The sequence below is a fragment of the Marinobacter sp. ES-1 genome (assembly GCF_000475255.1).
GTDB classification, from domain to species: Bacteria; Pseudomonadota; Gammaproteobacteria; order Pseudomonadales; family Oleiphilaceae; genus Marinobacter; species Marinobacter vinifirmus.
The window spans coordinates 79,244-97,331 of sequence record NZ_AXBV01000032.1 but is presented as its reverse complement, the minus strand read 5'-3'; the positions used below and the strand labels follow the sequence as shown (position 1 = coordinate 97,331).

At 60.2% G+C, this 18,088-nt stretch carries 19 protein-coding genes and 1 other RNA gene; 10 read left to right on the top strand and 10 right to left on the bottom strand.

Annotated features, from left to right (window positions below; genetic code table 11):
• Positions 1-3 precede the first annotated feature (3 nt).
• On the top strand, positions 4-1,056 hold the full coding sequence (locus Q668_RS04220; RefSeq protein WP_022988361.1) for a DUF2333 family protein: 1,053 nt from the start codon (positions 4-6) through the stop codon (positions 1,054-1,056).
• A 90-nt stretch (positions 1,057-1,146) separates the two neighbouring features.
• Here the strand turns inward: Q668_RS04220 and ppa are convergent, their stop codons facing one another.
• The 3 genes from ppa to rpiA form a co-directional block, all read right to left on the bottom strand.
• On the bottom strand, positions 1,147-1,674 hold the full coding sequence (gene ppa, locus Q668_RS04215) for an inorganic diphosphatase (RefSeq protein ID WP_022988360.1): 528 nt from the start codon (positions 1,672-1,674) through the stop codon (positions 1,147-1,149).
• 97 nt (positions 1,675-1,771) lie between these two features.
• On the bottom strand, positions 1,772-2,911 hold the full coding sequence (locus Q668_RS04210; RefSeq protein WP_022988359.1) for an acyl-CoA dehydrogenase family protein: 1,140 nt from the start codon (positions 2,909-2,911) through the stop codon (positions 1,772-1,774).
• 133 nt (positions 2,912-3,044) lie between these two features.
• Positions 3,045-3,725 (bottom strand): ribose-5-phosphate isomerase RpiA, encoded by a 681-nt coding sequence (gene rpiA / locus Q668_RS04205; protein WP_022988358.1) that lies wholly within the window; start codon positions 3,723-3,725, stop codon positions 3,045-3,047.
• Between the two features lie 134 nt (positions 3,726-3,859).
• On the opposite strand from rpiA, the gene ilvA reads away from it, so the two are divergent.
• Together ilvA and Q668_RS17275 are read left to right on the top strand one after the other, a co-directional pair.
• On the top strand, positions 3,860-5,395 hold the full coding sequence (gene ilvA / locus Q668_RS04200; protein ID WP_022988357.1) for a threonine ammonia-lyase, biosynthetic: 1,536 nt from the start codon (positions 3,860-3,862) through the stop codon (positions 5,393-5,395).
• Between the two features lie 354 nt (positions 5,396-5,749).
• On the top strand, positions 5,750-5,914 hold the full coding sequence (locus tag Q668_RS17275) for a hypothetical protein (protein ID WP_022988356.1): 165 nt from the start codon (positions 5,750-5,752) through the stop codon (positions 5,912-5,914).
• Here the strand turns inward: Q668_RS17275 and Q668_RS04195 are convergent.
• Complete coding sequence (locus Q668_RS04195) at positions 5,896-6,531, bottom strand: 5-formyltetrahydrofolate cyclo-ligase (RefSeq protein WP_022988355.1); 636 nt, start codon at positions 6,529-6,531, stop codon at positions 5,896-5,898. The two genes, Q668_RS17275 and Q668_RS04195, sit on opposite strands and share 19 nt — an antisense overlap.
• 118 nt (positions 6,532-6,649) lie before the next feature.
• On the opposite strand from Q668_RS04195, the gene Q668_RS04190 reads away from it, so the two are divergent.
• Complete coding sequence (locus Q668_RS04190; RefSeq protein WP_022988354.1) at positions 6,650-8,434, top strand: tetratricopeptide repeat protein; 1,785 nt, start codon at positions 6,650-6,652, stop codon at positions 8,432-8,434.
• Between the two features lie 7 nt (positions 8,435-8,441).
• Here the strand turns inward: Q668_RS04190 and ssrS are convergent.
• From ssrS to Q668_RS04170, 5 genes are all read right to left on the bottom strand, one after another.
• A non-coding RNA gene (gene ssrS, locus Q668_RS16770) (6S RNA) lies at positions 8,442-8,621 on the bottom strand.
• A gap of 61 nt (positions 8,622-8,682) precedes the next feature.
• Positions 8,683-8,979, bottom strand: coding sequence for a cell division protein ZapA (locus Q668_RS04185; protein WP_022988353.1), 297 nt, complete (start codon positions 8,977-8,979; stop codon positions 8,683-8,685).
• On the bottom strand, positions 8,979-9,185 hold the full coding sequence (locus tag Q668_RS04180; protein WP_022988352.1) for a TIGR02449 family protein: 207 nt from the start codon (positions 9,183-9,185) through the stop codon (positions 8,979-8,981). Before Q668_RS04180 ends, Q668_RS04185 begins: the two co-directional genes overlap by 1 nt.
• A 118-nt stretch (positions 9,186-9,303) precedes the next feature.
• Positions 9,304-10,581, bottom strand: coding sequence for an ABC transporter permease (locus tag Q668_RS04175; protein WP_022988351.1), 1,278 nt, complete (start codon positions 10,579-10,581; stop codon positions 9,304-9,306).
• On the bottom strand, positions 10,578-11,279 hold the full coding sequence (locus tag Q668_RS04170) for an ABC transporter ATP-binding protein (RefSeq protein ID WP_022988350.1): 702 nt from the start codon (positions 11,277-11,279) through the stop codon (positions 10,578-10,580). The genes Q668_RS04175 and Q668_RS04170 overlap by 4 nt, the downstream gene beginning before the upstream one ends.
• 69 nt (positions 11,280-11,348) lie before the next feature.
• On the opposite strand from Q668_RS04170, the gene Q668_RS04165 reads away from it, so the two are divergent.
• Positions 11,349-11,861, top strand: coding sequence for a DUF3299 domain-containing protein (locus Q668_RS04165; protein ID WP_036219131.1), 513 nt, complete (start codon positions 11,349-11,351; stop codon positions 11,859-11,861).
• A 2-nt stretch (positions 11,862-11,863) separates the two neighbouring features.
• Here Q668_RS04165 and Q668_RS04160 read toward each other — a convergent pair whose 3' ends face one another.
• Positions 11,864-12,442 carry a ZrgA family zinc uptake protein gene (locus Q668_RS04160; protein WP_022988348.1) on the bottom strand — a complete coding sequence of 193 codons (579 nt, stop codon included), beginning with the start codon at positions 12,440-12,442 and terminating at the stop codon, positions 11,864-11,866.
• A 183-nt stretch (positions 12,443-12,625) separates the two neighbouring features.
• On the opposite strand from Q668_RS04160, the gene Q668_RS04155 reads away from it, so the two are divergent.
• The 5 genes from Q668_RS04155 to Q668_RS04135 all read left to right on the top strand — a co-directional run bounded on the left by Q668_RS04155 (position 12,626) and on the right by Q668_RS04135 (position 18,072).
• The gene (locus Q668_RS04155; protein WP_036219211.1) at positions 12,626-13,225 is read left to right on the top strand and encodes a UPF0149 family protein; all 600 of its coding nucleotides are present in this window, start codon (positions 12,626-12,628) and stop codon (positions 13,223-13,225) included.
• A gap of 12 nt (positions 13,226-13,237) precedes the next feature.
• Positions 13,238-14,557 carry a Xaa-Pro aminopeptidase gene (pepP, locus tag Q668_RS04150; RefSeq protein WP_022988346.1) on the top strand — a complete coding sequence of 440 codons (1,320 nt, stop codon included), beginning with the start codon at positions 13,238-13,240 and terminating at the stop codon, positions 14,555-14,557.
• 4 nt (positions 14,558-14,561) lie between these two features.
• Complete coding sequence (gene ubiH, locus Q668_RS04145; RefSeq protein WP_052009666.1) at positions 14,562-15,848, top strand: 2-octaprenyl-6-methoxyphenyl hydroxylase; 1,287 nt, start codon at positions 14,562-14,564, stop codon at positions 15,846-15,848.
• Positions 15,838-17,061 carry an FAD-dependent monooxygenase gene (locus tag Q668_RS04140; protein WP_022988344.1) on the top strand — a complete coding sequence of 408 codons (1,224 nt, stop codon included), beginning with the start codon at positions 15,838-15,840 and terminating at the stop codon, positions 17,059-17,061. The genes ubiH and Q668_RS04140 overlap by 11 nt, the downstream gene beginning before the upstream one ends.
• A gap of 96 nt (positions 17,062-17,157) precedes the next feature.
• Positions 17,158-18,072: a DUF808 domain-containing protein gene (locus Q668_RS04135; protein WP_022988343.1), complete on the top strand. Its 915-nt coding sequence runs from the start codon at positions 17,158-17,160 to the stop codon at positions 18,070-18,072.
• Positions 18,073-18,088 lie beyond the last annotated feature (16 nt).

Genomic DNA, 18,088 nt, shown 5'->3' with positions numbered 1-18,088 from the left:
CTTATGTCGGGCAAGATCAGACAGTACTTCAGGGACAAAAAGGAAGACGTACAGGATTACACCGGAGGCAGTGGTGTAATCGGTAAATTTGTACTGGCGGTGCTGGTGGTATACCTGCTGGTTACGATTGTGCTCGGCATGTACTGGAGCAGCGAGCCGGATACCTTCTCTGTGCGTGACCATACCCGAACCCTGGCCAACACCATGGAGCGGGAGCCGGTAACCGGGTTTGCCACCACCGCCACCATGATCCGGATTGCCGAAACCCTGCTGGACAAGCCGGGCGGATACATCTCCAACGACATCTTCCCCCCGGGATTGTGGCTGGACAACATGCCCAACTGGGAGTACGGCGCGCTGGTGCAGCTGCGGGACCTGTCCCGGGCCATGCGTAAAGACATCAGCCGTTCCCAGAGCCAATCGGCTGAAGACCCGGACCTGACCATTGCCGAGCCCCAGTTGCACTTCGACAGCGAGAGCTGGGCGATACCCTCCACCGAGGCCGAGTACCGTCGCGGTATCAATGCCCTCAAGCGCTACCTGAACCGGTTGTCGGACCCCGCCCAGGCCGATGCCCAGTTCTTTGCCCGAGCGGACAACCTGGGTAACTGGCTGGCAGACCTGGAAACCCGCCTGGGCAGCCTGTCCCGCACCCTGAGCGAGAGTGTGGGCAAGGCCTCGGTGTCCGATGCGGTTGCCAACCTTGATCCGGACGATCCGCTGTCTGAAGACATCGGCGGCGAGGATGTGAAAACCGACTGGACCAGGATTGACGATGTGTTCTACGAAGCCCGCGGCAGTGCCTGGGCCCTGCTGCACATCTTCCGGGCCATTGAAGTGGACTTCCGCAAGGTGATTGTGGACAAGAACGCCATGGCCAGTGTGAAGCAGATCATTATCGAGCTGGAAGGCACCCAGGAATCCATGTGGAGCCCGGTGATCCTGAATGGCAGTGGCTTTGGCCTGCTGGCTAACCACTCCCTGACCATGGCCGCTTACCTGTCACGGGCCAATGCAGCAATCAGTGACATGCGGGACCTGTTGTCACGGGGATAACAACGGATATGCGTTACCCGGGAGGGTAACGCAGACACAAAAAACCGGGGAGCTGTTAGGGCTGCCCGGTTTTTTGTGCCTGATGCGTGATCAGCCTTTGTAGGCGTTCACGGCATCAACAATGGCTTGCTTGGCAGCGGCGGCGTTGTCCCAGCCCTGCACCTTTACCCACTTGCCCGGCTCGAGAGTCTTGTAATTCTCGAAGAAGTGACGGATCTGGTCGCGCAGCAGCTCGGGCAGGTCGTCGATTTCTTTAACGTCGTGGTAAGTGGTGGTCAGCTTGTCGTGGGGAACCGCAACCAGCTTGGCGTCGCCACCGGCTTCGTCTTCCATGTTCAGCACGCCTACCGGACGGCAGCGAATAACGGAACCTGCCTGGATCGGGTACGGGGTTACTACCAGCACGTCCAGCGGGTCGCCGTCGTCAGCCAGGGTGTGCGGGATGAAACCGTAGTTGGCCGGGTAGAACATGGGGGTAGCCATGAAACGGTCAACCAGCAGGGCGCCCATGTCTTTGTCCAGTTCGTACTTGACCGGGGAGCTGTTAGCCGGGATTTCGATGGCTACGTAGATGTCTTCCGGCGGGTTCTTGCCAGCGGGGATGTTGTCGAATTGCATGTGCGATCCTTCCTGCTACGTTAGTGTTCGTTTAACTGCGGTGGAAAATTGGGCGCAATTATACGGAAGTCTCCTGCCATTCGAAACTAAACCTTGGTCACAGCCGGATCTGTTTGGCAATCAGCTCCTTCATGATTTCCGTGGTGCCGCCGCCGATCGACAGGATTTTGGCATCCCGGTACAGGCGCTCCACCACCGATTCCCGCATGAAGCCCATGCCGCCGAACAGCTGCACCGCCTCGCGGGTGACTTTTTCGCACACGTCGACGGAGAAGTTCTTGGCCATGGCCACCTGTTTGATCGGGTTTTTGCCGGCCTGCATCAGCGCCGCGCAGCGATAGGTGTATTCCCGGGCGATGTCGATCTGGGTGGCCATGTCCACCAGCTTGTGGCGGGTTACCTGGAAGCCGGAGACCGGGCGGCCGAAGGCCTTGCGTTCCTTGACGTAATGCATCGCGGCTTCATAGGCCAGCTGGGCGGTCATGTAGGCCATGATGGACAGGCTCAGGCGTTCGGCCAGGAAGTTGCTCATGATGGCAATGAAGCCGGCGTTTTCGGCGCCGATCAGGCGGTCGGCCGGTACCCGGCAGTCTTCGAAGAAGAGTTCGGCGGTGTCGCTGGCCCACCAGCCCATCTTGCGCAACTTGGTGCCGGTGCTGAAGCCTGGCATGTCGCGGTCGATCAGCAGCAGGCTGATGCCGGCGTGGCCTTCGCCGCCGGTGCGCACAGCCACGGTGTAGTGGTCGGCACGGGTGCCGCTGGTGATGAAGGTTTTGCTGCCGTTGACGATGTAATGGTCGCCGTCTTTTACAGCTCGGGTTTTCAGGTTGGCGACGTCAGAGCCGCCGCCGGGTTCGGTGACCGCCAAGGCGGCAATTTTTTCGCCCCGGAGCACCGGCGGTACGATCTGATCGCGTATTTCTTTTTTAGCCCACTTGGCCACCGGTGGCAGGCCGATATCCAGGGAACCGATGCTGGCGACAAAACCGCCGGAGGTGGAGCGCATCAGCTCTTCGGACACGGCTACTTTCATGAAGGTATCGCCTTCACCAACGCCACCAAGCGCTTCCGGGAAACCAATGCCCAGCAGCCCTGCGTCGCCTGCCTTCTGGTAGATTTCCCGGGGGAATTCGCCGGCTTCTTCCCAGTCTTCGATATGGGGCAGTACGTGGGTTTCGATAAATTTACGGGCGGTCAGACGAACCTGTTCGTGGGTTTCGTTGAAGTAGTCAGACACAATCGGGCTTCCTGCGTTCTTGTTGGCGTTGTCCGGAGTGTCTCTTAAATTTCTGCACCAAGCAAGCGCTTGGTTTGTGCGTATGGGCCAGAAAAAGCCGGCGCTGCTGGCCGGCTTGGTTGGTGCTTCTGGTTCAGGCACCGGGGCGGGCAATGCTCTTCACGCCTTCGCTGGTGCCCAGCAGCAGCAAGTCCGCCGGGCGCCGCGCGAACAGGCCGTTGGTAACCACGCCGACAATGTTGTTGAGCCGCTCTTCCACCTGGATCGGGCGGGAGATGTCCATGTTGTGGATGTCGATGATGATGTTGCCGTTGTCAGTGACAAAACCGTCCCGGTAAACCGGGTCGCCACCGAGTTTGACGATTTCCCGGCCCACATGGCTGCGAGCCATGGGAATCACTTCCACCGGCAGCGGGAATTCACCCAGAATGCCCACCATCTTGGACTCGTCGGCAATACAGATAAACGTCTTGGCGACGGCAGCCACAATCTTTTCCCGGGTCAGGGCCCCGCCGCCGCCCTTGATCAGTTCCAGGCTCTCGTTGGTTTCGTCGGCACCGTCGACGTAAAACTCGATTTCGTTAACGGCGTTGAGGTCGTATACCGGGATGCCGTGCTTTTTCAGTCGTTCGGCGGTTGCCTCGGAGCTTGCGACGGCGCCGTCGAAGTCGTTGCGGTATTCCGCCAGGTAGTCGATGAAAAAGTTGGCGGTGCTGCCGGTGCCCACCCCGACAATGCTGCTCGGTTCCAGGTGAGGGGCGATGTGATCCACTGCAGCTTTGGCAACGGCTTGTTTCAGTTCGTCCTGGGTCATGGGGGGCTCCCGGAGGTTTGCGTTGAATTTGGGCGCTATTATACGCCTGCAGCAACTCTGCTTATAGACGGCAAGCGTGCAAACTTTCTACACTGTGGGTTTTTCCTGATCACTCACCAGCAACCGGAACCATCATGCCGCAACGCTATATCAAGAAGATACTCGATGCGCGGGTTTACGACATCGCCATCGAAACACCGCTGACTGAAGCCCGCAGCCTGTCCAAGCGCTTTGGCAACAATATTATGCTCAAGCGTGAAGACCTTCAGCCGGTGTTCTCCTTCAAGATTCGTGGCGCATACAACCGGATTGCCCAGCTCTCCGAAGAGCAGAAAGCCAAGGGCGTGATCTGTGCCTCCGCCGGCAACCATGCCCAGGGCGTGGCGTTGTCGGCCAGGCAACTGGGCATCAAGGCCGTGATCGTGATGCCCCAGACCACGCCTGACATCAAAGTGAAGTCGGTGCGGGACCGGGGCGCCCGGGTAGTACTCAAAGGCGACGCCTTCGACGAAGCTGCCGCCCATGCCCAGGAACTGATCAAAAAACACGGCTACACCTACATCCCGCCCTATGACGACCCGGACGTCATCGCCGGACAGGGCACCGTAGCCATGGAAATGATGTGGCAATTTTCCCAGCCCATGCACGCGGTATTCATCCCCGTGGGCGGCGGCGGCCTGATCGCCGGCATGGCGGCGTACATCAAATACCTGCGCCCGGACATCAAAGTGATCGGCGTGGAACCGGAAGACTCCAACTGCCTGCAAGCCGCCATGGCTGCCGGTGAGCGGGTGATACTGGACGAAGTAGGCATCTTTGCAGACGGTGTGGCGGTTAAACAGATCGGGGAAGAACCCTGGAACATCTGTAAAGACGCCGTCGATGAAGTCATCACCGTTTCGACTGACGAAATCTGCGCTGCCATCAAAGACGTATTCGAAGACACCCGCTCCATCGCCGAACCAGCCGGCGCACTGTCGGTGGCCGGCATGAAAAAGTACATCGAGCGGGAACAGCTTGAAGGCGAAAACCTGGCCGGCGTGCTCAGCGGCGCCAACATGAACTTCGACCGCTTGCGCTACATCTCCGAACGCACCGAAATCGGCGAAAAACGCGAAGCCATCCTGGCCGTCACCATCCCGGAAAAACCAGGCGCGTTCAAAACCTTCATCAACGCCCTGCACAAACGCAGCATCACCGAATTCAACTACCGCTACGCCGATGCCAGCGAAGCCGTCATCTTCGTTGGCATCCAGATCCAGGCCGGCGGCCTGGGCCGCGAAGAACTGGTGCAGGAACTGCGCGAAAGCGGCTACTCCGTCATCGACCTCACCGACAGCGACCTGGCCAAGCAACACATCCGCCACATGGTCGGTGGCCACGCCCCGTCGGTCAGCAACGAAGTCATCTACCAGTTCGAATTCCCCGAACGCCCGGGCGCTTTGCTGAAATTCCTCATGTCCCTCGGCACCCGCTGGAACATCTCCCTGTTCCACTACCGCAACCACGGCGCAGCCTACAGCCGCGTTTTGCTGGGTGCCCAGGTTAACGAAGCGGAAATTCCGGATTTCGAGAAGATGCTGGAGAAAGTGGGCTTCCGCTACGAAAACATGACCGATAACGAGGCCTACCGGTTGTTCCTGGGTGCGGGTAACGGAAACCAGAAGTAGGCCCGGTCAGAAGCAGAAGCAGAAGCAGAAGCAGAAGCAGAAGCAGAAGTAGAAGCAGAAGTAGAAGCAGTTGTGGGGCACCTTTCCGGGAATTTCGAAGGCCATGGATGGCCGGAGAGAAGCGCACATGGATGTGCTCGTAGCGGTTCCCGGAAAGGTGCCCCACAACTGATTCGGCCGTCTTGCTCCGGTGCAGGTCGCCCGGTTTCGGCCGGCATACCCTTACGTAATCGTAATCCGTCAATAATTGTAAAATCGAAGTTACGTGTTAGTCTTTCGTCTAATTCTCCAAGTCGAGAATAGCTACCTGATTTTCCAGCCAATTAGAACCAAGAAAAAACGGGACCACGTGAAATGAGAGGCAAGCCAGACATCATCCGCACCATCGTACTGATCTTTGCGGTCGGCCTTGTCATTACCGGGTTTACGTCACTTCAGGCTTCAGAAGACAAACGCTCTGCCAGAGACGTTCCTGTGACCAGCTTCGTACAGCCAGCCAGTCAGGGCTTGAACCGGTAACGACGCTTATCCGTTACCACACCGTGTAAAGGCACATCCCAGGGCTCAATTGGCAACTGTTCCACGCGCTGAAAATCGTGGGCCAGGCCAACCAGCTTTGGTGCCATGCAGGGCCTGACTCGGCTGAACGCGAAGGTTCGGTCGTAGAAGCCGCCGCCCATACCCAGTCGCCCTCCGGTTTCGTCAAACCCTACCAATGGAAACAGCACCGCATCCAGTGCCCAGGCCGGCTTGCGTCTTGAACGCGGGAACGGGGGTTCTGGAATGCCGAAGCGGTTTGCCGTCAGTTGCACTCCATCATAATAGGGGCTGAAAACCAGCTTGCCCGGGTAGATCGGGTGCAGAATGGGCAGGTAGAACCGGGTGCCTTTTTTGCGAGCCAGATCAATGTACAGGGACGGGTCAATTTCGCCGTCGTTGGCCAGGTAGATGCCAATGTGGCGTGCCCGGTGCAGGTCGGGGTGCCTCAGCAGGTTAAGGGCGAGACGTTCGGAAGCTTGTCGCTGTTCTTCAAACGACAGGCTTCTCCGTTTCTGGCGAAGAGCTTGGCGGAGCTGGCGGCGCGAGGCCCGATCATTGCCGGAGTCAAACGTCCTTGCTTGATGATGCGGATTCAAGATGGCGATTACCTGCTGCTGCGTCGTGAATTCGGCCTATGTTGTATCACATCAATAACGCCCCGTTAAAATTCTGCTAGTCTGCAGTCCGTTGTTTTTTCAGAGGCTGTATTCTGCCATGGATTTCCCCCGATACGCTCGCCTGTTGCTTCCTGCGGTTTTGATTGTTGCTTTGTCTGGTTGCGCGACCGGATCCCCCGAGGTTTACCAGGTGGGTGTTCGTGCGTTGGCTTCTGCTGAATATTCCGGTGCCCGCCACCATCTCCAGAGTTACCTTGACGGTGAGACCGAGAGTTATGAAAGCAGTCGGGCGCGCTATGAACTGGCTCGCTTGACGTATCTTGGCCTGGGCGGGCCAGCGGATGAGCGGGCAGCTGCCGAGTTGCTGGAGCGAGAGCTTCAGAAACCGTTTTCGGTCTACGAGCGCGAAGCGCGGCATTTGTTGGCCGAGATCTATCGGCGAGGGCAGGCAGAGAACCGTGATGTGTCCAGGTCGTTAGTGCTTCTCCGTGCGGCGGACTATCCGCGAGCCTTGATTGATCTCGCGATGATCTATTGGTCCGGGGAGCTGGTCGAGCAGGATCGCAAACAGGCGGTGGCACTGATCCCCGAAATCGGTGAGCTAGATAATGCTTCGAATCTGTTTCATCACCGGGCTCTGGCTGAATACTGCGGCCCCGACACCCGGGACAGGGTACCTGCCTGGGCCTGTCTGGATGAGGAAGGCGAGTTTATTCTCCAGAGTGCAGACGAGGTATGGCGCGCAAGTCGTCCGGACACCGATGCAGGCACCATGCGCTACCTGGCTACATTGTATCCGGCCCTGGTGGATCCCAGTGCGCAACGCCGGGTAGCGTGGTACCGGTATGCCGGAGATAAAGGCAGCGCCCGCGCCCAGTACATGATAGCCCAAATATACGGAGCGCCAGATTCACCTTGGTTTAACCCTGCCGAAGCAGAGCAATGGCTGCAACGGTCTGCCGATCAGAACTACCCGAAAGCACTGCTGGCCCGAGGTGTGGCGCTGGCTCGCGGAAAGCAGCGTTCCGAGGCTGATTATCTTGAGGCGCTCGATCAGCTGGAGCGTGCGGCCGACCGGGGCGAGAAAGAGGCGAATCTCTGGTTGGCTCACCTGTATCTGAATCCCGAAGACGGGCGCTCGATGCAGGTGGGTCTGGCCGTTGCGCGTCTCGAACAGATAGAACGGGAAGACGATCGGGCCAAGCACTTGCTGGCCGATATCTATCTCTCGAGCCTGCCGGGTATGGCCGAAGAACAGCATCGCCGAGCCTTGGATCTGTTGGAAAGCATGGCTTACCGGGATGCGGAGGCGGCCTACAAACTTGGTGCGATCTACAGTCAGGGGCTGGCCAGTATTCCGCCCAGTCTGGTGGATGCTGTAGGTTGGCTGAGGCGCGCCGCTGATAAGGGCCACCTGCCCGCACAGCTGCTTTTGGCGCGAGAGTTGCAGCAGGATGGCCGGGATGAGAGCGCTGCGAAAGCTCGCGAGCGGTTTGTGTTTATGCCGGTTGCCGATGTGCCGGATAATCTGCGTCAAGCTGTCTCAAATGCGCGCTATAGACAGGCAATGTATTACGCCGGTCAGGCTGAGGTTCATGCAGAAGAAGTTCGACAGCTTCTGGAGATGGCGGCGGAGGAGGAGAACATGGCCGCCCTGGCGTACCTCGGGCTGATGTACTACCGGGGTGAGCAGGTGGCCCCGGATGATGAGCTGGCCTATCAGTACCTGGAACGCTGGGATTCGCTGTACCAGCAACGAAAGGATCAGGCCAGGTCGGACGACTCAGTGTGGTCTGGACTGTTGTTCGATGAGCGGTTCGGTAACCAGGAGGTTCAGGACGCTTTGCTGCACTTGAGATTCAGGAAGTCGCAATCGGAGTAACGGTGAAAAGCTTCCCGGGCTGCCGTTATCGGATGTAGCCCTTGAACCCAAAGTTCAAGGTCGGTGGCCGCTGTGACATATCAGGCTTTCCCCCGTGGGGGACATGCTCACAATGCCCTGAAGTAGCCACCTGGGTAGTGCGCATCGGCTCGAGGACGTACCCGACCAGCGAACAGCCCAGGAAGTTGAGTCCATTATACGGGCAGGGCCGGGGCCGATTGCAACCCCATTCCGGAAAGTTTCCGGAATCAGTTGCCGGAACTGCCCCCAAGGGCTTCGTCCAGGCGGTTGTCCATGGCTTTCAGGAGGCTGCTGGTGGCGTCAGACATGGTGTCACGCTCCAGCAGTTCGTGAGTAATATTCAGGGCAGCCATGACGGCAATGCGCTCGGTGCCGAACACTTTGCCGCTGGCCCGGATTTCCCGCATTTTGCTGTCCAGGTGCCGGGCTGCGCGCAGCAGGGCCTCCTGCTCTTCCAGCGGGCAGGCCACCAGGTATTCCTTGTCGAGAATCCGGACTTCAACGGTGGTTGACTGCTGTGACATCAGTGGTGCTCCAGCGCTCTCAGGCGGCCGATCATGGCTTCAATCTTGTTTTTGGCAAGATCGTTCTTGTGCATCAGCTGGGCCCGTTCCCGGTTCCAGTCGTCCTGCAGCTCGCGCAGCAGGGCGTTATCCTTCTCGAGCTTTTTGCAGCGTTCAATCAGTGTGTCCAGCTTGTCCGCTAATGCCTGTACTTCGGACTGTTCCATGACGTGCCCAATATGAGTAATTTGGATGTCGGTAACTATAAGTGCCCGCACCATAACGGTCAATTTACCGCATTGTCATGGTGCCGGCGCCGTGAAGACTGTCACTTTCAGCGGCAGGTCAGCTGCCGCCGGATCCGGCAAATCCCAGCTTGCGGCTCTTTTGCCAGCTGCGCAAGGCCGGGAGTAACGAAACCACGAATGCCGCCACCAGTACCGAGCCCAGCAGGAGCCATTCTGCCCGGTTCAGGCCGCGAAGTCCGATCTGTATGCCGTACTGGTCCAGAAGCCAGGGGCCCAGGCCGGCAATGGCGCCGGCGCCCAGCAGCAGCGCCAGGGCACAGGCCGCCAGGGCCAGTACCACACACTCAAAGCTGTACAGCGAGGAAATCAGGATGGGCGGGGCCCCGGTAGCCCGCAACACCGCCACTTCCTGCTGGCGCTGGGCCTGGATGGTCAGCAGAACCGCAATCAGGCCGGTCAGGCTGGTAATGACCACAAAGGCGCTGATGCCCAGCAAGGCTTTTTCAAACTGGCCCATCATGCGCCACAGTTCGCTCAGGGCAACGCCCGGCAGAATGGCGGACAAGGGCTCCTCGCGATACTGGTTCAGCTCCCGTTGCAGCTGGAAGGTGAGTATCGGCTTGTCCAGCCCGATAAACGCTGCGGTAATGGCGTCTGGCTCGAAGGAGCGGGTCTTTGCCTTCTCTTCTGTCAGGGTTCGGCCGGGCAGGGCAATGCCGGATTCCCAGCCCACGTGGATGGCTTCCATGGCTTCCAGGCTAATGTAAACCGCCTGGTCTACCGGTGTGCCGGTAGGTGCCAGAATGCCGGACACCGTAAACGGCAGGTCGGTATGGTTGGCAAAGCTGGTGCGCCCACCCCCGTGGGACAGCACAACGCTGTCGCCAGTCTGGTGGTTGAGCTGGCGGGCCACGCCCGCGCCCAGCACCACATCGAACAGGCCAGTAAACCAGTGGCCGGTTGCCAGCTCCAGGGGCTGGTCGTTGCCATATCGGAAGCGCTCGATGAACTGTGCGTTAGTGCTTACTACCCGGTAGCCCCGGTAGCTGTCGCCCAGTGAGACCGGAACCACCCAGTCTATACGCTTGTCCTGTGCCAGCTTCTGGTAAGTGGACCAGCGGATGTTGTTGGTGGCATCGCCAATATGGAAGACCGAATACAGCAGCAGGTTCAGCTGGCCGCTGCGGGCACCAACAATCAGGTCTGTTCCGCTGATGGTGCTGGTAAATGACTGCCGGACTTCAGTGCGAAGATACTGGATTCCGAGCAGTAGCGTGACGCTCAGGGTAAGGGTGAGGCAAACCAGCGCCAACACCTTGCGCCGGTACCACAGGCTGGCCGTTGCCAGGGCGAGTGCCAGTCGAACCTTGCTCACGGCGTACCTCCCAGGGCCAGCTGATGGTGGAAGTGGCTGGCCAGGCTCCTGTCGTGGCTGACAAACACCACCGAGCATTGCCGTTCCCTGGCCAGCGTCAGCAGCAGATCCAGAAAGCGGTCGCGGTTGTCGGTGTCCAGGGCGGAGGTTGGCTCGTCGGCCAGAATGATTTCCGGCGCGCCGATCAGCGCCCGCGCGGCGGCGACTCGCTGCTGCTGGCCGATGGACAGCTCGGTAACTCCGTGGTGCCAGTGGCTCTCGGGGATGCCAAGTTCCTTCAGCAGTTCGCTGGCAGCGGTATCCGGGTGACGGTCGGCGCGGGCCCGGCGCAGCGCCGATAACCGGCAGGGCAGGGTCACATTGGCCAGCGCACTCAGGTAAGGCACCAGGTTGAACTGCTGGAAGATGACGCCCATATGGTCAGCCCGGAAGCGATCCCGGGCGCCGGCCCTCATGGCACTGGTTTGCTGCCCCAGCAGGCTGACCGAACCGGTTTGCGGCGTCTGCATCCCGGCCAGCAGGCCCAGCAACGTGCTTTTGCCGGTGCCACTGGGCCCGTGCAGAAACAGGTGTTCGCCTGCGGCCAGGGACATGTCAGGAAAAACGAGCGGCTGTTCCCGGCCTGGCCAGCGAAACATCAGGTCTCGGGTCTCTATGGCCGGGCAGGCCGATCTGGCGGTTGCTGTACTGCTGTTCATGTCGGTCTGGTCGGTTGCGTTGTATGATGTGGGCCGTGTTGTGAATCACCCCGATTGGAGATGCCGTCCATGCCAGTGTATCCGAAGTCCCGGGCATTGTTTGCCTGCCTTTTGCCGCTGATGTTGCTGCTGTCATTGTCAGCCCGGGCCGAGCTCCGGGAAATCGACTGGCTGGAACTGATGCCGGCCGAAGACCTGGCATTGCTGGAAAGCATGCCTGAGGTGGAGCACGAAGGCGACGGCCCGGTTTTGTTGCCCGACGAGATCATGACGGGCCGGGTTGTGCCGGAAATGGGCGATGTCGAAGGCCGTATTCCGGGCTTTGTGGTACCCCTGAAAACCACCAGTGACATGCGCATTCTCGAGTTCTTCCTGGTGCCCTACTACGGCGCCTGTATCCACGTACCGCCACCACCGCCGAACCAGATTATCCATGTGAAGTACAGCGAAGGCTTCACCCTGGAAGCCCTGTACGATCCGGTCTGGATCGAAGGCAAGCTGGTGATTGAGCGTACCGAAAACGACCTGGGTACTTCGTCTTATTCCATGGTGGCGGAGTCTGTAGAGCGTTATACCGAGTAAGTTTACTGCCCCGGCCGGAAACGGTTGTCGGACTGGGTCAGCCGGGTGCCACCCTGGCCCTGTGCCGAAACCCATTGCACATCCAGGTGCTCCAAGGCCGGGAAGGCGTCCAGTATGGGGGCGGTAAAGGCGGAAGCATCTGGCAAGGCGGCGCACCGCAGGCTCTGGGTGATTTCCAGGTCGGAATGGTTTGCGTGGGCGTCCTGGTCATGGCCGTGGTCATGCACTTGGTCATCGTGAGCTTCGTGCCCTTCCCAGCCGGTATGCAGTTCCGAAGTGGTCACCCGGCAGTTGCCTCCTTCGGTGTTGATCAGGGCATTCGCGGCCACCCATTCGCGCAAACCGTCCAGTTTCTGCCGCTGTTCCTTTGTGCGGGGCTGGTGTTCGAAGCCTAGCAGGTTCCAGGCCGGCGACTCCAGCAACAGGTCAATCTGTTCACCGGCAAAGGCAATCTGGAGTTCGGCATGGCCATGCTGGTGAGCGGCCGGGTTGTCCTGTGCCATGGCAGGTGCCGTAACGGTTGCCAGGCCAAGGGCCAGGATCAGTCTGGGGGAAGCGGACAAGGGCGGGCGCTTTCGCATCGGGGGATCTCCGGTGTTTTGATATGTTATAACATTTTTCTACTTTGGCCCGGTAAAAGCAAGTGCCGATCTGGCCGGCCCGTGCCAGCACAGCGCCGTAATGCTAGGATAGACACCTCAAACAGACGGAGCGGCCGGGCAATGGCCCCGGCAGTCTCCCCCGAAACAGGAACCGGTTTTTTCATGTCTGAAAGCGATACTTCAGGTGCCGCCCGCGCTGCCGAATTCGAACGTTGGGCTAACGTCTTCACGGCCCACAAGGCCTTCAGCCACCCCTCCGAACTGCACGGTGTTCTCTGTGGTCGGCTGGCGGCCGGCACCCGTATTGAAGAACAGCAGTGGCTGGCCATGGTGTGCGAGCACATGGGGCTGGCGGATCAGGCCATGGAAGAGTCGGATGACCTGGCGCCGTTTATGTACGGTGCCTACGAGAAAACCCTGGCGCAGCTGCAGTCCAGTGAGATGACCTTCCAGCCCCTGTTGCCGGATGACGACTATGCCATTGAGCAGCGCCTGGAAGCCCTGATCGCCTGGGTGCGAGGTTTCCTCGAGGGCATGGCCCTGGCGGCCGGCGCTTCGCTGGGGCAGGCTCCGGATGAAATCCGTGAACTGATTGAAGACATGGTTGCCATCAGCCAGCTGTCGGAAGACGAAGAGTCCGACGACGAAAGCGAGCAGCAGCTGCTGGAAATTACCGAATACGTCCGCTTGGGTGCCCTGGCGGTGTTTACCGAATTCAATGAGCCGGAGAAGCCGGCTGGCGCAACGCCCACCCTGCACTGATCAGGAGACAGCATGGCCTCAATGATTCCGATGAAAGAATTTGCCGACCGCCGCCGAAAGCTGATGGACCGGATGGCTCCGGACAGCATCGCCATTCTGCCGGCAGCGCCGGAGCGTGTGCGTAACCGGGACGTTCTGCATCCGTTCCGCCAGGACAGCGACTTTCAGTACCTGACCGGGTTTGGCGAGCCGGAAGCGGTACTGGTATTGATTCCGGGCCGGGAACACGGCGAGACCGTGCTGTTTTGCAAGGAGCGCAATCCGGAGAAAGAACTCTGGGACGGTTTCCTGGTGGGGCCCGAGGGGGCCATCGAGCGCTATGGCCTGGACGATGCCTTCCCGATCGGCGATATCGACGACATCCTGCCCGGCATGATTGAAGGCCGCAGCCGGGTGTATTACCCGCTTGGCAAAGACCCTGTCTTCGATAACCGGGTGATGGACTGGGTGAAGGTCATCCGGAGTAAAGTGCGGGCCGGAGCCCATCCGCCGGGTGAGCTGGTGGCCCTTGAACACCTGCTGCACGACATGCGCCTGTACAAGAGCGCGGCCGAAGTGAAAGTGATGGCCAGGGCCGGGAAAATCAGCGCCGAGGCCCATTGCCGGGCTATGAAGCGGGCCCGCAAGGGTGGCTATGAGTACAACCTGGAGGCCGAGCTGATCCACACTTTCATGGAACACGGTGCCCGCTCCACGGCCTATCCTTCCATCGTGGGTGGTGGTGCCAACGGCTGCATCCTGCACTACATCGAGAACAGCGCGCCGCTGAAAGAGGGCGACCTGGTGCTGATCGATGCCGGTTGTGAGCTGGACTGCTATGCCTCCGACATTACCCGCACCTTCCCGGTCAGCGGCAAGTTCAGCCCGGAACAGAAAGCCCTGTATAACGTGGTTCTGGATGCCCAGTACGCCGCCATTGATGCGGTCCGCCCCGGTAACCACTGGAATCATCCCCACGAAGCGGCATTGAACGTGCTGACCCAGGGCCTGATAGATCTGGGGCTGCTGTCCGGCAGCCTGGACGATGCCATTGCCAGTGAGGCCTACAAACCGTTTTTCATGCACCGCACCGGCCACTGGCTGGGGCTGGATGTGCACGATGTGGGCGACTACAAGGTAGGCGATGCCTGGCGGCAGCTGGAACCGGGTATGGCGTTAACCGTAGAACCCGGCTTGTACATTGCGCCGGATAACGAGAACGTAGAGGAAAAATGGCGCGGTATCGGCATTCGCATCGAAGACGATGTGGTGGTAACCAAAGACGGCTGCCGCGTGCTGACCGACGCGGTGCCGAAAACCGTGGCCGATATTGAAGCCCTGATGGCGGACTGAGCCTGTGACCGAACCCCGGATGGATACCGACCTGATTATTGCCGGTGGCGGCCTTGCCGGCGCCACACTGGCGCTGGCCCTGGCCCGAGTGGTACCGGAATTGCGGGTGACCGTGGTGGAAAGTTTTCCGCTCTCGCCCGATGCCCTGCCGGACGACTACCAGCCCAGCTATGACGCCCGTTCCACGGCGCTGGCCTGGGGCTCCCGGCTGATCTTCGAAGAGCTGGGTTTGTGGGCAGCGCTATCTGAACACGCGACGCCCATCCGGAATATTCATGTATCTGACCGGGGCCGGTTCGGCGCCACCCGCCTGGATGCTGCCGACCATGGCCAGCCTGCCCTGGGTTATGTGGCGGACAACCGCTGGATGGGGCTTTGCCTGATGCGGGCGCTGCTGGAAACCCCGGTAAGCTGGCAGGCGCCGGCGGAAGTGGTTGGCATGACGCCGATTGTCGGTGGTGTGAAGGTCAGCATCCGTAAAGAGGGTGAAGAACAAACCCTGACCGGCCAGTGCCTGGTGGTGGCTGATGGCGGCCGTTCCGGACTTCGGGAACAGTTGGGCTTTGTGACCCGAACCGAGGACTATGGCCAGAATGCATTGATTGCCAACGTGTCGACCAGTGATTCGCACGGGTACACAGCGTTCGAGCGTTTTACTGATTCCGGCCCCATGGCCCTGTTGCCCCATGGTTCGCCGGTGCGGGCCGAGAACCAGTCTGCGCTGGTGTGGACGCTGACTGACAGCGCGCTGGAACACATACTGTCGCTGTCTGACGATGAAAAATGCCGGCAGCTGCAGGAGCGGTTCGGCTGGCGTCTCGGGCGCTTTACCCGCATCGGGCAGTGCAATCATTATCCGCTGAAGCTGGTGACTGTAGACGAAGCCGTGCGCCCCGGCGTGGCCCTGGTGGGCAACGCCGCCCATGCCCTGCATCCGGTGGCCGGGCAAGGCTTCAACCTGGCCCTGCGTGGGCTGGTGACGCTGGTGGAACAGTTCCGCAAGGCGGTGGATGCCGGTGTGTCGATCGGTGACCTGTCTGTACTGGGTGAATACCAGCGCCTGCATCGCCAGGACTGGCAGCAGACAGTGCAGTTCTCCGATTCCCTGATCCGTGTTTTCGGGCAATCCCTGCCACCGCTGGCTGCTGCCCGGGATGCCGGCCTGGTCGGGCTGGACCTGGTGCCCGGAGCCAAGCGCTGGTTTGCCCGCAAGGCTATGGGTACCGGTGGCCGCAAGCCGGTGATTTCAGCCGCTGAGTCTTTGCAGGAGTCCGAACACCATGACCGCTGATGCCCCAACACAGCAATTCGATATCCTGATCGTCGGTGGCGGCATGATCGGCTCCGCACTGGCCCTGGGCTTGTCCCGCCAAGGCTGGCAGGTGGGCCTGATTGAAGGTGCCCCGGCCGCAAGCCTGATGGCGCCGGCCGAACCCGCCAACTCGGTTGACGACTTCGAGCCCCGGGTCAGCGCGATTTCACTGGCCAGCCAGCGCTTGCTGGAAGAGCTGGGAGCCTGGCCGAAGGTACAGGCCAGCCGCCACTGTGGCTATCGGGAAATGACGGTGTGGGACGGTGACGGCACTGGCCGGATTCATTTTGACGCCGCCGAACTGCACGCCCGCAGCCTTGGCACCATCGTCGAGAACCGGAACATCGTTCGCGCCCTGTTCGAAAGCCTTTCAGACAGCTCGGTACAGTTGCTGGATGGCGTGCGGGTGAAAGCCTGGAGCCGGGAGCAGGGTGTAGAGCTGGAAGACGGCCGGCGCCTGGTTGCCAGGCTGGTGGTGGGCGCAGATGGCGCGCTTTCGCGCTTACGCCAGTGGAGCGGCCTGGCAACCCGGGAATGGGATTACGACCAGCAGGCCATCGTGTGTACCGTCCGCACCAGCCAGAACCATCGCTACACGGCGTGGCAGCGGTTTTCTCCAACCGGGCCACTGGCCTTCCTGCCGTTACTGAATGAAGCTGGGGATGAACACTTCTGCTCCATTGTCTGGTCCCAGGACACATTGGAAGCCCGCCGTCTGATGGCGCTGGGGACCGAGAGTTTCCGGAAGGAGCTGGAAGCTGCCATCGAGCGGGAGCTGGGTGAGGTGCTGGCGGTTTCCCGGCGCTTTGCCTTTCCCCTGCGCCAGCGCCACGCCAAGGATTACATCGCCGATGGCCTGGCCTTGGTGGGCGACGCCGCCCATACCATCCACCCGCTGGCCGGGCAGGGTGCAAACCTGGGCTATGGCGACGTGCGTGCGTTGCTGGAGGAGCTTGGGCGAGCCAGGGCACTTGGCCTTGCTCCGGATGATGCCTCCGTGCTGGCCCGTTATCAGCGCCGGCGCAAGGGTGAGAACCTGGCCATGATGGCGGCGATGGAAGGTTTCAAGCAGCTGTTCGCCCGGGATGAATTACCCGTGCGCTGGCTTCGGAACACCGGCATGCGCTGGCTGAACCAGCTGGCGCCGCTGAAAAACCGCATTGCCGCGGAGGCGATGGGCATTGATGCCTGACGTGTCCGGTTCTGGGTACCCGGAACTGTTTTACAGCTCCGGGTTTTCGTAAACTTCGGTCTTTCCCTTCTTGTCGAATTAACAAAGGAACTGTTTATGGCCGGCTCCAGCCTGCTCGTTTTAATCGATGACATTGCGACCGTCCTGGACGATGTCGCGGTCATGACCAAGGCCGCCACCAAGAAGACCGTAGGTGTGCTCGGGGACGACCTGGCCCTGAACGCCCAGCAGGTAACCGGCGTAAAGCCGGCCCGTGAAATACCTGTGGTTTGGGCGGTGGCCAAGGGTTCGTTTATCAACAAGGCGATCCTGGTACCGGCGGCACTGGCCATCAGCTTCTTCGTGCCCTGGCTGATCACCCCGTTACTGATGCTTGGCGGCGCTTTTCTGTGCTATGAAGGTTTCGAAAAGCTGGTGCATAAATTCCTGCACAAGGAAGAAGAACAGAAGCACCGGGAAGAACTCCGGGAAGCGCTGAAGAAGCCGGAAGTGGACCTGAAAACAGTCGAGAAAGACAAGATCAAAGGCGCGGTTCGCACCGACTTTATCCTCTCCGCAGAAATCATCGCCATCACGCTTGGCACCGTGGCGGGCAAGGGTTTCGGAATGCAGTTTGCGGTGCTGACGGTGGTGGCGCTGATGGTCACCGTTGGAGTTTATGGCCTGGTGGCGGGTATTGTGAAACTGGACGATGCCGGTCTCTACCTGAGCCAGAAAGCGAGCGCCATGGCGCAGAAAGTGGGGCACGGCATACTCTGGCTGGCGCCCTGGATGATGAAAACTCTGTCGGTACTGGGCACCATTGCCATGTTCCTGGTGGGTGGCGGTATTCTGACCCACGGCATTCCGGCGGTGTACGACGCCATTCACCATGTGGCCGGTATGGTCTCATCGGTGCCGGAGGTGCTGGTCACCACGCTGGGGGATGGCCTGTTCGGATTGCTGGCGGGGGCTGTTCTGGTACTGGTTATTACACCGCTTTCGAAGCTTTGGCAGCGCAAGGCGGCGTAACCTTCTCACGCCTGCC